This window comes from Pyxidicoccus caerfyrddinensis (genome assembly GCF_010894405.1).
GTDB lineage: Bacteria > Myxococcota > Myxococcia > Myxococcales > Myxococcaceae > Myxococcus > Myxococcus caerfyrddinensis.
On record NZ_JAAIYA010000012.1, the window covers coordinates 204,384 to 217,876 of the forward strand.

General features: G+C 72.1%; 9 protein-coding genes. 8 read left to right on the top strand and 1 reads right to left on the bottom strand.

Features of this window, described 5'->3' with window-relative positions; genetic code table 11:
• Positions 1-70: 70 nt before the first annotated feature.
• Genes purH through G4D86_RS28450 form a run of 6 tightly spaced genes read left to right on the top strand, consistent with a single transcriptional unit; the run spans position 71 to position 9,433 of the window.
• Positions 71-1,615 carry a bifunctional phosphoribosylaminoimidazolecarboxamide formyltransferase/IMP cyclohydrolase gene (purH, locus tag G4D86_RS28425; RefSeq protein ID WP_163997193.1) on the top strand — a complete coding sequence of 515 codons (1,545 nt, stop codon included), beginning with the start codon at positions 71-73 and terminating at the stop codon, positions 1,613-1,615.
• Between the two features lie 3 nt (positions 1,616-1,618).
• Positions 1,619-4,642 carry a zinc-ribbon domain-containing protein gene (locus tag G4D86_RS28430; RefSeq protein ID WP_163997194.1) on the top strand — a complete coding sequence of 1,008 codons (3,024 nt, stop codon included), beginning with the start codon at positions 1,619-1,621 and terminating at the stop codon, positions 4,640-4,642.
• A gap of 1 nt (position 4,643) precedes the next feature.
• On the top strand, positions 4,644-5,909 hold the full coding sequence (gene purD / locus G4D86_RS28435; protein WP_163997195.1) for a phosphoribosylamine--glycine ligase: 1,266 nt from the start codon (positions 4,644-4,646) through the stop codon (positions 5,907-5,909).
• Positions 5,906-7,015, top strand: a complete 1,110-nt coding sequence (locus tag G4D86_RS28440; RefSeq protein ID WP_163997196.1) for an LptF/LptG family permease — start codon at positions 5,906-5,908, stop codon at positions 7,013-7,015. Before purD ends, G4D86_RS28440 begins: the two co-directional genes overlap by 4 nt.
• Positions 7,012-8,127 carry an LptF/LptG family permease gene (locus tag G4D86_RS28445; protein ID WP_163997197.1) on the top strand — a complete coding sequence of 372 codons (1,116 nt, stop codon included), beginning with the start codon at positions 7,012-7,014 and terminating at the stop codon, positions 8,125-8,127. Before G4D86_RS28440 ends, G4D86_RS28445 begins: the two co-directional genes overlap by 4 nt.
• Position 8,128: 1 nt before the next feature.
• Positions 8,129-9,433, top strand: a complete 1,305-nt coding sequence (locus tag G4D86_RS28450; protein ID WP_420821867.1) for an O-antigen ligase family protein — start codon at positions 8,129-8,131, stop codon at positions 9,431-9,433.
• Here the strand turns inward: G4D86_RS28450 and G4D86_RS28455 are convergent.
• On the bottom strand, positions 9,407-10,513 hold the full coding sequence (locus G4D86_RS28455) for a glycosyltransferase family 4 protein (protein WP_420821868.1): 1,107 nt from the start codon (positions 10,511-10,513) through the stop codon (positions 9,407-9,409). The two genes, G4D86_RS28450 and G4D86_RS28455, sit on opposite strands and share 27 nt — an antisense overlap.
• Before the next feature lie 103 nt (positions 10,514-10,616).
• On the opposite strand from G4D86_RS28455, the gene G4D86_RS28460 reads away from it, so the two are divergent.
• Both G4D86_RS28460 and G4D86_RS28465 read left to right on the top strand, forming a co-directional pair.
• Positions 10,617-11,759, top strand: a complete 1,143-nt coding sequence (locus G4D86_RS28460) for a glycosyltransferase (RefSeq protein ID WP_163997198.1) — start codon at positions 10,617-10,619, stop codon at positions 11,757-11,759.
• A 219-nt stretch (positions 11,760-11,978) separates the two neighbouring features.
• Complete coding sequence (locus tag G4D86_RS28465) at positions 11,979-13,373, top strand: undecaprenyl-phosphate glucose phosphotransferase (protein WP_163997199.1); 1,395 nt, start codon at positions 11,979-11,981, stop codon at positions 13,371-13,373.
• Positions 13,374-13,493: the final 120 nt, after the last annotated feature.

The window sequence follows — 13,493 nt, forward strand, 5'->3', positions numbered from 1 at the left end:
ACGTGTTGCGTTGACACCCCTGGGGGTGGTTGCTACTACCGCGCCGCTCCCCGCACACCGAGGCCCACACGTGCTGGCTCTCCTCAGCGTTTCCGACAAGCGCGGTCTGGTCCCCTTCGCCCAGGGCCTCGTTCGCCTGGGTTTCCGGTTGCTCTCCACCGGAGGCACGCTGGAGGCGCTCAAGGGCGCTGGCGTCCCGGCCACCAAGGTGTCCGAGCACACGCAGAGCCCCGAGATTCTCGGTGGCCGCGTGAAGACGCTGCACCCCCGCATCCACGGTGGCCTGCTGGGCCGCGTGGACCTGGAGAGCGACCGGGCGGAGATGAAGGCGCACGGCATCGAGCCCATCTCCCTCGTCGCGGTGAACCTGTACCCGTTCCGCCAGACGGTGGCCTCGGGCGCCGCCGAGGCGGACGTCATCGAGCAGATTGACATCGGCGGGCCGGCGATGGTGCGCGCGTCCGCGAAGAACTTCCGGCACGTCGCCGTCGTCGTGGACCCGGACGACTACCCCGCGGTGCTGGCGGAGCTGGAGCAGCAGAAGGCGGTGGGCGAGGAGACGCGGCGCAAGCTGATGCGCAAGGCCTTCGCGCACACGGCGGCCTACGACGCGTCCATCTCCGCGTGGCTGGCGGGTGGCGCGGGCGAGCCCTTCCCGGGCGAGCTGTCGCTGGCGTACCAGAAGGCGCAGGACTTGAGGTACGGGGAGAACCCGCACCAGCGCGGCGCCTTCTACCGCGAGCACTCCGCGCCGTCCGAGCCGACGGTGGCCTTCTCCAAGGTGCTGCAGGGCAAGGAGCTCTCGTACAACAACATCCTCGACCTGGATGCGGCGCTCGGGCTGCTGCTGGAGTTCCCGGAGAAGCCCTGCGCGGTCATCATCAAGCACAACACCCCGTGCGGCGTGTCGGTGGATGACGTGCTGGTGAAGGCGTACCGCACGGCGCGCGCGGTGGACGAGGTGTCCGCCTTCGGCGGCATCGTCGCCCTCAACCGCGAGGTGGATGAGGCCACCGCCCAGGCGATGGCGGAGACCTTCCTGGAGGCGGTCATCGCGCCGTCCTACTCGGCCGCGGCGCTCCAGGTGCTGGCGGCGAAGAAGAACCTGCGGCTCCTGGAGGCGGGCCCCGCGCTCGCCTCGCCGCAGGCCCGGCCGAGGGCCCAGCTGGACGCCCGGAGCGTGTCTGGCGGCCTGCTCCTCATGGACCGGGACGCCGTCGAGCCCCCGCTCAGCTGGAAGGTGGTCTCCAAGCGCGCGCCCACGCCGGAGGAGGAGCGGGCCCTCCGCTTCGCCTGGAAGGTGTGCAAGCACGTGAAGAGCAACGCCATCGTGTTCTCCTCGGGGGACCAGCTGCTCGCGCAGGGCGGCGGCCAGACGAACCGGGTGGACTCGGTGCGCATCGCGATGAAGCGCGGCGGCGAGGCCCTCAAGGGGAGCGCCGTGGCCTCGGACGCCTTCTTCCCCTTCCGGGACGGCCTGGACGAGGCCGCCCGGGCCGGTGCGACATGTGTGGTCCACCCTGGCGGCTCGGTCCGGGACGCGGAGGTTATCGCCGCCGCGGACGAACATGGGATGGCCATGGTGCTGACGGGAGTGCGACACTTCCGTCACTGAGTCATGCGCATCGTCTGTCAGAAATGCGCGGCCGCCTATGCGATCGATGATCGACTGATCACCGCCAAGGGCGTTCGCGCGCAGTGTCCCCGTTGCCGGCACCTGCAGCTCGTCCGGCGCGATCCCACGGCCGCGCCCGCAGCTGGCGCGCCGGCTCCCACGCCGCAGCCCGCGGCGCCCGCAACCCCGGCTCCTCCCACTCCGGAGGCAGCGCCCGCCGCCGCCCCGGCCGCGGATGACCTCTTCGGCGACTTCGGCTCGCCGCCGCCCGCCGCCGCCGCGCCGCCCCGGCCCGCGCCAGCGGCTGCTCCACCCCGGCCGGCGGCCGCCGCGCCGCCTCGTCCCGCGCAGGGGGGCGGTGGCGCACCGGGCTCGGACCTGTTCTCCGACTTCGGCGCGATGCCGTCTCCCAGCCCCGCGTCCGCGCCGCCGGTGGACCCGTTCGCGGCCCCCGGCCTCGCGTCACCGGCCGCCTCGGGTGCCGCCGCCGCGGAGGACCCGCTGCTCGACTTCCTCGGGCCGCCTCCCTCCGCGCCTCCCGATTCGGTGACGCGTGTGCCCGCGACGCCCGTGGTGCCTCCGCCCGGTGGTGCCTCCGCCCCGCGCGCGGCGTCCCCCGCCGCCTCAGCCGGGAAGCCGGCCACGGCCGGCTGCCGCTCTTGTGGCAAGGCGCTGACGGACTCCTTCGACCAGGCGCTCGGCATCTGCGATGCCTGCCGGCAGCGGCAGCCTGCCGCGGCGGCGTCCCCGGGCCCCGCGCCCGCGGCTTCGGAGGGCGCGGACTTCCTGCCGCAGATGACGACGCTGGAGGCGGGCTCCGCGTCCGCGTCTCCGCTGCCGCCCGAGCCTCGAAGCGCTCCACGTGCCTCCGCGGCCCCCGCGCTGGGCGCGGAGCCGAGGAGCAACAGCAGCCCGCGCATCCCCATCAGCACGGACATCATCCCCGACATGGGCCCGGAGCCCCGCAGCGGTCCCCGCGCGGCCGCGCCGTCCATGGGGCCCGAGCCCCGCAGCGGCGCGCGCAACTCCACCATCTCCGCGGTGCGCACGGGCACCGCGCAGCTTCCGTCCGTGGGCCGCGCGTCCGGTGGACGGCGGGGCGTGCTCGCGGGGGTGCTCGCGGTGGTGCTCCTCGGCGGTGGCGCCGGGGCGTACTTCCTCTACGCGAAGCATCAGGAGGGCGTGCGCCGCAATGCGCAGCCACCCGCGCCGCCGCCCGTCCCGGAAGCGGTGCAGGCCTCGCTGTCGCGCTGGAAGCTGAAGTACCTGGAGGAGCTCACCGGCACCACCAGCGCGGAGAAGCTGACGGAGGGGCAGCAGCAGCTCGCCCGGGACGAGCGCTTCGCGTACGGCGAGGCGGAGGAGTCCTTCCAGCAGGCGCTGCTCCTGGACCCGCAGAGCGACGCGGCCATCGCCGGCTACGTGCAGGCGCTGGCGCTGGGGCGTGGCTCGGGCATGGATGACGCCACCTTCCAGGAGGCGAGCGCGCTGGTGGAGGCCGCGCAGACGCGCTCCGGCCGCACGGCGCCGCTGCTGCTGGCGAACGCGAACCTGCTGCTGTCGCGCTCGCGGCAGCCGGAGCGGATGGAGCAGGCGCGCAAGCTGGCCGAGGAGCTGCTGGCCCTGTCCGACATCTCCGACGCGCAGAAGGCGGAGGCACACCTGGTGCTGGGCCGCGCCTTCCTGTCCACGTCCCGCGAGCTGGCGCGCACGCACTTCGACGACGCGCAGAAGTTGGCCCCGGACCTCAAGCGCGTGGCGTACTACCGCGCGCTGGCGCACGAGTCGGCCGGTGAGTACTCGCTCGCGCTGGACACGCTGCGCAAGCGCCTGGCGGCGAACCCCGGGGACTGGGACAGCCTGGCGGCCACGTCGCGCATCTACCAGGAGGTGGGGGAGCACGGGGAGGCGCGCAAGCTGTACGAGGCGCGCGTGAAGGCGGACGCCACCGAGCTGCGCGCGCTGCTGCCGCTGGCCATGCTGCGCTACCAGTCGGAGGACAACCCCACCGCCGCCGTGCGCGAGCTGCGCGCGCTCCTGAAGAACCGCTCCCGCTACGACAGCCCCGAGGTGGCCGAGGTGCTGGTGCACCTGGCGTCCGCGCAGCGCTCCGCCAACGACGCGGACGGGGCGGCGAAGTCCGCCGAGGAGGCCCTGACGCTGGTGAAGGGCCTGCCCGAGGCGCACCTCCAGGTCTTCCTGGTGGCCCTGGGCCGCCGCGATGCCGCGCGGGCGCGGGAGCACTTCACGGGCTTCCGGGGGCGCCTGGACGACGCCGCGCTGGAGAAGGTGCTCGAGGGCCGGCTGCTGCTCCTGGAGAAGAAGCCCGCCGAGGCGGTGGAGCGCTTCCAGGAGGCGGTGCGGCTGGATGGGCGCAGGCTGGATGCGCAGTTGCTGGCCGGCGTGGCCTCCGCGAGCGCGAAGCGGCGGGACGACGCGTTCCGCGCGCTCAACCCGGCGCTCCAGTCGGACCCGATGCGGCTGGCGCCGCGGCCGGTGGCGACGCGCTTCTGGCTGCGGCCTCGCGACACGGTGGAGGGCGTGGAGGGTGCCATCCTCGCGCTGGCCGAGGGGCCGGAGGACCCGTCCCCGCTCCTGTACGAGGGCCTGCTGCGCTTCCACCAGGGCGACGTCGACGCGGCCGAGCGGCACTTCCGCGACGTGCTGGAGGTGGACGCGAACAACGCGGCCGCGCTCGCGTACCGCTCGCTCATCGCGCTCAAGCGCGGCAACACGTCCGAGGCGAAGGCCCTGGGCGCGCGCGCGGCGGAGGAGGGCCGGCAGATGCCCATCGCCCACCTGGCGCTGGGGCTCGCGCTGGCGGACTCCCGGCAGGTGGAGCCCGCCAAGCGCTCGCTCCGGGACGCGCTGCAGCTGGCGCCCGGGCTGTTGTCGGCGCAGGCGCGGCTGGCGGAGCTGGAGGCGCCCCAGCGGCGCGACGTGGCACGAGACACCCTGGTGCGCGTGGTGGGGTTGGACCCGTCGTACCTCCCCGCCAAGCGGATGCTCTACCAATTGGAACGGTGAGGTGGATGTGAAGGTCCTGCTGCTCGGTTCCGGAGGCCGTGAGCACGCGCTCGCGTGGAAGCTGTCCCAGAGCCCCCGGCTCACCCGGCTGCTGTGCGGCCCCGGCAACCCGGGCACCGCGCGGCTGGCCACCAACGTCCCGGTGCACGCCGAGGTGCCGGACGAGGTGGTGGCGCTGGCGAAGCGCGAGGCGGTGGACCTGGTGGTGGTGGGGCCGGAGGCGCCGCTGGTGGCGGGCGTGGCGGACGCGCTGGCGAAGGCCGGCATCCCCTGCTTCGGCCCGGTGGCGGGCGCGGCCCTCATCGAGGGCTCCAAGGCCTTCGCGAAGGAAATCATGGCCGAGGCGGGCGTGCCCACCGCGGCCTTCCGCACCTTCACGGACGTGGCCCAGGCGGAGGCCTACGCGGTGGAGCAGGGCCGCATCGTCGTCAAGGCGGACGGGCTGGCCGCGGGCAAGGGTGTCATCGTGGCGCACGACGTGGAGGCCGCCCGCGCGGCGGTGCGCGCGGTGGGTGCCATGGGCGCGGCGGGCCAGACGATGGTCCTGGAGGAGCTGCTGGAGGGCGAGGAGGTCTCCGCCATGGCCCTGTGCGACGGCGAGCGCTACGTCATGCTGCCGCTGTCGCAGGACCACAAGCGGGTGGGCGACGGGGACACGGGGCCCAACACCGGCGGCATGGGCGCGTACAGCCCCGCGCCCTTCCTGACCGACGCGCAGCTGGCCGAGGTGGGGGAGCGCGTCGTCGCCCCGACGCTGGCCGTGCTGCGTCGGCGCGGAATACCGTTCCGGGGCGTGCTGTATGCGGGGCTGATGCTCACGCGCAGCGGGCCGAAGGTGCTGGAGTTCAACGCGCGCTTCGGCGACCCGGAGACGCAGGTGCTGATGATGCAGTTGGGCGAGGACCTGCTGCCACTGGTGGACGCGTGCGCGCGGGGCCGGCTGGAGCCTCGGCCGCTGGTGTCCAACCCGGGCGCTTCGGTGGGCGTGGTGCTGGCCGCGCAGGGCTACCCGGATGCGCCGAAGAAGGGCCAGCGCATCGACGGGCTGGACGCGGTGCCGGCGGACGCCATGGTGTTCCTCGCGGGCGTGGAGGCGAAGCACGGCGCGCTGGTGACGAGCGGCGGCCGGGTGCTGACGGTGTGCGCGCGAGGGGACAACCTCGCGAGTGCGCGTGAGAAGGCCTACGCGGCGGCGGAGGCGGTGCGCTTCGAGGGCATGCACTTCCGCCGGGACATCGGCGCGCGAGGGATGAAGGCCGCACCGTGAACCGCGTCTCTCGCTACCTGCTCAGGGAGCTGCTGGTGCCGCTCGGGGTGTGGGTGGCGTTCATGTTCCTGCTCCTGTTCGTCATGCAGTTCCTGCGGGGCACGGATGTGTTGCTGGGCTCCTCGGTGACGCTGGTGGACCTGGGCCGGTTGATTGCGTACCTGGCGCCGCACTTCCTGATGATGGCGCTGCCCATCGCCTTCCTGCTGGCCATCCTCCTGGGGCTGGGGAGGCTGGGAGAAGACCGGGAGCTGACGGCGCTCCAGTCGCTGGGCGTGGGGCCGATGCGGCTGCTGGCCGCGCCGATGGGCGTGGCCGCGGCGCTCAGCGCGCTGATGATCCTGATTACCTCCACCGCGCAGCCCTGGGGGCTCACCGGGGTGAAGGAATTGGTGAGCGAGGTCATCCGGAAGAACGTGGTGGGCGACGTGAAGTCCGGCGTCTTCTACGAGGACCTCAGTGACTTGACGCTCTACGCGGAGCGGGTGTCCCCGGACGGGCGGTGGACGAACGTGCTGCTGCACGACGACCGCGAGGCGAGCGCGCCGCTGCTAGTGTTGGCGCACCACGGGCAGGTGGGCGTGAGTGGCAAGGGCGAGGTGCTGCGCTTCGCCCTGGAGGACGGCGAGGTCCACCGCTCCGGGCGCGCGGGCGAGGACTACAGCGTCATCCACTTCGACAAGTCGGAGATCAGCGTGGGCGTGGGCGTGTCCATGGGCAAGCGCAGCCGCTTCACCTCAGCGAAGGAGGAGCTGACGCCCGTGGAGTTGATGCAGGCGGCGCATGACGCCGAGGCGCAGGGCGGAGACCCGCGCTCGTTCCGCATGGCGCTGCACAGCCGGCTGGGCAACGCGCTGGCGCCCATCGCCTTCGCGCTGCTGGGCACGCCTCTGGCCATCGGCCGCCGGCAGTCGGGGCGGGCCTGGGGCTATCTGCTGACGCTGGGCGGCTACGTCCTGTACTACCTGCTGAGCCGCGCTTTCGAGCAGATGGGGCAGAAGGGGAAGCTGCCGGTGGAGTTGGCCGGGCAGCTGGCCAACGTCATCTTCATGCTGGTGGGCGCGGTGGCGCTGTACCGCGTGAACCGCTCGGGGACGGTCCGGTGAAGGGCACCCTCTTCGGCTACGTGCTGCGCACGTACCTGCGCTTCGCCCTGGGCATCCTCACGGGGCTGGTCGTCATCTTCGTGGTGGTGGACTTCGTGGACCGCGCGAAGTCGTACACCGGGCCCGGCTGGGTGGAGGCCGCGGCGAAGCTGTATGCCTACAAGGCGTTGGTGTCGGTGCAGCAACTGGGGCCGGCGGCGCTGCTGCTGGCAGCGGGGACGGCGGTGTCCGCGCTGCGCAAGCAGGGTGAGGTGACGGCCATCCGCGCCCTGACGTTCGGCCCGTCCGCGCTGTACGTACCCATCCTCGTCTGCTCGCTGTCGGCGTGCGTGGGGCTGGTGGCCTTCGACGAGTGGGTGGCGACGCACGCGGGACGGCGGGTGGATGAAATCACCACCCAGCGCTTCAACCGCGGAGGCGACTGGCGCTTCTACTACACGCCGAAGCAGTGGTTCCGGCGGGGGGACCGCATCTTCTTCCTCCGCTCGGGCAGCGCGCAGGACGGCTTCCGTGACGTGTCCATCTTCACGGTGTCGAAGGACTTCGAGCTGCGCCAGCGCCTGGACGCGGCGGAGATGCACTCGCAGGAGGGCACGCGCTGGCGACTGGTGGACGTGGTGGACCGCAGCTTCCCCGGTGGGGGCCGCACGTCCGTGAAGCAGCTCGCCGAGGCTGAGTACGACCTGGGCGTGCCGGCCAATGTCTTCCGCATCCGCCCGGGCCGGCCGGAGCAGATGCGCGTGGCGGAGCTGCGGGAGCAGATTGCCGCGCGCAAGGAAGTGGGGCTCGCGACGCGCCAGTTCGAGCTCGCGCTGCACAACCGGTTCGCCTATCCCATGGCGGCGTTGCCCGCGGCGCTGCTGGGCGTAGGGTTGGCGCTGCGGACCAATCGCCGCGGTCACCTGACTGCGGCCATCATCGAGGGGCTGCTCACGGCGGTGGCCATGTGGGGGCTGATGGTGGTGTGCCGGACGCTGGTGTTGACGGAGCGGCTGTCGCCCTTCGTGGCCGCGTGGATGCCCGCCTTCCTCCTGATGCTGGTGGCCGGAGCGGTGTGGCTGCGGCGCGAGGGATTGCTGCACCTTCCTCGCGGCCGGGTGCTGGTGAGATAGCGTGTCGACCCCCATGGCCTCCGCTCCTCCGCCGACGGTGGATCTACGCCTGCGCCGCGCGGTGGCCGGGGTGCTCGTGTTGTGGGCGGTGGGACTGGTGCTGGCGGAAGTCGTGCTCCAGGTGGCGGCGGGCGCGGCAGTGCTGCTCGCGGGCGTGCTGGTGGCACGGAAGCGACTGCGGCTGGCGCCTGACGTCCGCGCGTACGTGGTGGCCAGCCTGGCGCTATGCGCGTGGCAGCTCGTGTCGCCCGCGGTGGCGTTGCTGACGGGCGCGGCGCAGAAGTGGCCGCGGGGCTCGCGCTATGGGCAGGTGCTGGACACGGTGGCGGGCGCGGCGGTGGCGTGCATCGGCACGGTGGGCGTGCCGTGGATGCTGCTGGCGGCGGTGGTGGCGGGCGGGTGGCTTCTGGCCGCGGCGCTGGGCCTGTTCCAGAACCGGGTGAAGTGGCCATGGGAGCCGCCCGCGTTCCTCAAGCTGAGCGTCTCGCGCCTGCATGAGAACTTCGGCACGGAAGCCTCCCCGCGCTATGCGGCAGGAGGCGTCTTCTTCCACCGGCTGCGCTTCGCGCACGGAGCCATCGCCGCGCTGGGGCCGGCGCTGGCGGTGCTGGGCGGCTCGGAGGTGGCGCGGCGCCGGGCCGTGGCGGGCGTGGTGGTGCTGGGGATGTTGGTGTCCATCTACAACGCCTTCGCGCGGGCGGCGCTGGGCGCGGCGCTGATTGTCAGCGTGGTGGCGCTGCTGCTGCTCGTGCAGGGTCGGGCGCGCCGGGTGGGGCTGGCGTTGCTGGCCGTGGTGGTGGTGGCGGTGCTGGTGTCACCCGCATGGCGCGCGCGGCTGGGGAAGGCGGTAGGCAACGTCTACGGGGGCGAGCGCGAGCTGGCCATGTCCGTGGGGTGGATTCTGGTGCGCGAGCACCCGCTGACGGGCGTGGGCTTCGGCAACCACCGGCCCGCGGCCATGGCCACCGCGGCGCAGACGGGCATCAACGACTTCCTGGCCACCGACTCGCACAACCTCTGGCTGACGGCCTGGGCGGAGACCGGGCTGGTGGGGCTGGTGCTGCTGGCGGGCATGCACGGCCTGCTGGGACGGGCGCTCATCCGCCGCCACCGCGCGGGCTCATTGGCGGCCACGGGCGCGCTGCTGTCGTTCGTGGGCTTCCACGTGCTGTCGCTGGTGCACTACCTGCCGTTCCACTCCAGCGTGCACCTGTCCTTCGCGCTCGTGTGGGGACTGGGGCTGTGCGAGGGCAGTGGCGTGCTGCGTGATGGGCCCGACTCAACCGCCACGAGTGCTCGGAGCTGAAGGCGCCTCCAGCACCCGCCGGTACACCGCGAGCGTGCGCCGCGCGCAGTCGTCCCAGGTGAAGCGCGCGGCCCGCTCGCGGCCCAGCTCAATCAACTCGCTCCGCAGCACGTCGTCCCGCAGCACGCGCAGCGTCGTCTCCCGCCACGCCACCGCGTCGTCCGGAGGCAGCTTCAGCGCCGCGGCGCCCACCACCTCCGGCAACGCCGTCGCATCCGCCGCCAGCACCGGGCAGCCCGTCGCCATGGCCTCCAGCGCGGGCAGGCCGAAGCCCTCGTACGTCGACGGCAGCAGCAGCGCCGAGGCCGCGCCGTAGAACAGCGGCATGTCCGCCTCGGGCAGTTCCTCCAAATCCAGCACGTTCTCGTGCAGCCCCAGCTCGTGCGCCACCGACCCCTTGCCCGCCAGCAGCACCACCGGCACCGGCAGCTCCGGCGCGATGTGCTTGAGCAGCTTCAGGTTCTTGAAGCGCTTCGCGTTGCCCACCGCCGCCACGTAGCGCGCGGGCAGCTGGTACCGCTCGCGGAAGGCCTTCGCCTCGCCCGGCGTCGCCGGCTGGAAGCGCGCGTCCACGCCGTTGTAGATGACTTGAAACCGGTACGGCGACAGGTGGAGGTACTTCGCCAGCTCCTCGCGGGAGAACTCCGACACCGTCACCAGCGCCGACGCCCGCTTCGCCCGCGGCCCCACCACCATGCGGTAGTAGAGGGACTGCACCGGCGTGTACTGGTCCGCCAGCGCCAGGTGGTTGGCGTCGTGCAGCGTCGCCACCAGTCGCCCGTCCCAGAACAGCGGCATCGAGAACGAGGTGGCGTGGAACGCGTCCGGCTTCAGCTTCATCAGGTCCGCGACCAGCGCGGGCTGCTCGAAGGGGGAGAGGAAGCCCGCCCGCGAGCGGTGCAGCGGCATGGGCGGCGTCAGGTCTCCGAGCCCGTCCGGCAGCCCCTGGGGCGCCACCAGCGCGGTGAAGCGCAAGTCAGGCGCGAGCGCCGGCATCCGCCGCGCCAGTTCCAGCGCGTACCGTGCGATTCCATGCAGCCGGCCGCGCACCATGCGCAGGTCGAGGAGGACGTGGGCCACGGCCCTCGGCGTACCACACGTGGGGCCCTCTTGGGGGGCAGGCGGGCGAGCGGCCCATCAGTCCTTTCGGAACCGCGCACTCCGGATGGTAGAAGCCCCTCCCGTGAAGGTCGCCCTGGTCCACGATTGGCTCGTCACCCACCGCGGGGGAGAACGCGTCCTCGACGCGCTCTGCGAAGTCCTCCCGGACGCGGACATCTACACCCTCGTCCACAAGCCCGGCAGCCAGTCTCCGGCCATCGAGTCCCGCCGCATCTTCACGTCCTTCCTCCAGCGCATCCCCGGCATCCACGCGCGCTACCGGCACTTCCTTCCGCTGATGCCGCGCGCCATCGAAGCCCTGCGCCTCCAGGACGACTACGACCTGGTCCTCTCCTCCAGCCACTGCGTCGCCAAGGGCCTGCGCACCCCGCCGGGCACGCCGCACCTGAGCTACGTGCACGCGCCCATGCGGTACATGTGGGACCTCTTCGACGACTACTTCGGCCCGGGCCGCGCGCGGCTGCCCGTGCGCGCCGCCGCCCACGCGGTGCGGCCGTGGCTCCAGCGGTGGGACCGTCAGACGGCCTCGGGCGTGCACCGCTTCGTCGCCAACAGCCACCACATCGCCGGGAAGATTCAGCGCTTCTGGGGACGTGACGCCTCCGTCGTCCACCCGCCCGTGGCCCTGGAGCGCTTCGCCCGGCAGCCGCTGGAGGGAGGCGGGCAGGGCGGCTACTTCCTGTGGCTCGGCGCCTTCGCTCCGTACAAGCGGCTGGACGTGGCGCTGGAGGCGTTCCGTGAGTTGGGCGCCCCGCTGTGGGTGGTGGGCACGGGCCAGGAGGCTTCGCGCCTCATGTCCGGGCCGGTGCCGCCGCACATCCGCTTCCTCGGCAACGTCAGCGACGACGCGCTGCCGGGCCTCTACCGCGACGCCCGCGCGCTCATCTTCACGCCCGAGGAGGACTTCGGCATCACCCCGCTGGAGGCCCAGGCCACCGGCCGCCCCGTCATCGCCTACGGCAAGGGCGGCGTGCTGGAGACGGTGACGTCGCGCACCGGCCTCTTCTTCTCCGAGCAGACGCCCGCCGCGCTCGCCGCCGCCGTGCGCCAGTTCGAGGCGTGGGAGCCCGGCTTCCGCCCCGAGGACGCTCGCTCGCAGGCCGAGCGCTTCAGCCGCGCCGCCTTCCAGCGCGCCATGCTCGCCGAAGTGGAGGACCTCCTCAGGCTGGGGAAGTCCTCCCCAGCCCGCGCCGCCGGGGTGTGACGCCGCTGTCAGTCGCCCCTCCAGCTTCCGTGGCCCGACACCGTCTCCCACCTCACGCTGTGGGGGAGGGGTCACTGCAACCCATTGGTTTCACGCGTTTTCCCGTGCTAGGACACGCGCCCGTCACAGGGTGTTGGGCAATTCACGTGCTCGTCGTCATGGGGTGCGAGTCTTGCAGCGGGGTGGGCCGCCCGTTGACCAGGTTACAGGAGTCCCGCGGTGTTCAGTCGTCTCCAGCGGTTCTACACGTCCATCAAGATTGTCGCGGACATGGCGATGCTCGCGGTGGCGTTCGGCCTCGCGTACGCCACGCGTTTCTCCGGCCTGTTCCCCATCACCGAGGGGATTCCGCCCTGGGACGACACGCTCGTCTCGCTGCTGATGGTGTTGTTCATCTTCCCGGTGACCTTCAAGCAGTCGCGCCTGTACGCGACGAACCGGGCGCGCACCAACACGGGTGAGGTGTTCGAGGTCTTCAAGTCCACCATCACCGCGACGCTCATCCTGGTGGCGGCGACGTACTTCGCGCGCGAGCGCTACTCGCGCCTCACGCTGGTCATCTTCGTCGGCTACGCCTTCGTGCTGGTGACGTGCAACCGGCTCTTGTTCCGCTGGGTGCTGAGTGAAATCCGCCGGCGCGGCCACAACCTCAAGTCCATCCTCGTCATCGGCGCGGGGGAGCTGGGCCAGCGGGTCATCGAGACAGTGGAGGGCCACCGCGAGCTGGGCTTCCGCGTGACGGGCGTGCTCACGCTGCGGCCCGAGAAGGTGGGCCAGTACGTGGGCGGCGTGCGCGTCATCGGCCACGTGGACTCGGTGAATGCGACGCTGGACGCGCAGCCGGTGGACCAGGTCATCATCGCGCTGCCCCTGGAGGACCAGGCGCACGTGAAGCGGTTGATGGAGCAGCTGGCGCTGCGCACGGTGGACGTCCGGGTGGTGCCGGACCTGTACCAGTACATCACCCTCTACGGCGGCCTGGAGGAGTTCGGCGGGCTGCCCATCATCCGCCTCCAGGGCGACCCCATGGAGGGCTGGAGCCGGGTGGCGAAGCGGGCCTTCGACATCCTCTTCGCGCTGGTGGCCATCCTCATCACCTCGCCGCTGATGCTGGCCACGGCGCTGGCGGTGCGGCTGAGCAGCCGCGGCCCCGTGCTCTTCCGCCAGGAGCGCATGGGCATGGACGGGCGCACCTTCCCCATCCTCAAGTTCCGCACCATGCGCGTGGACGCGGAGCACTCCGGTGCGATGATGGCCTGCCCGGGAGACACGCGCCGCACGTCCATTGGCACCTTCCTGCGCAAGTACTCGCTGGATGAACTGCCCCAGTTCTTCAACGTGCTGCTGGGCGACATGAGCCTCGTGGGCCCGCGCCCCGAGCGCCCCGTCTTCATCGAGGAGTTCAAGCGGCAGATTCCGCGCTACCACCTGCGTCACAAGGTGAAGGCGGGCATCACCGGCTGGGCGCAGATCAACGGCCTGCGCGGGCAGACTTCCATCCAGAAGCGCATCGAGTACGACCTGTACTACATCGAGAACTGGTCCCTGCTGATGGACCTGAAGATTCTCGTGCGCACGGCGCTCGGCGGTTTCCTCTCGAAGAACGCGTACTGAGCGACTTCCCGGCGCGGCTGTAGCGAAGCTCCGGGAGGCCCTGGCCGCGGCGCTCGCCTGGAGTGGGGCGTGGTAGGCAGGCGCCCCCTGAAGACTTCACCGGGAGCATCTGCGGCGCTG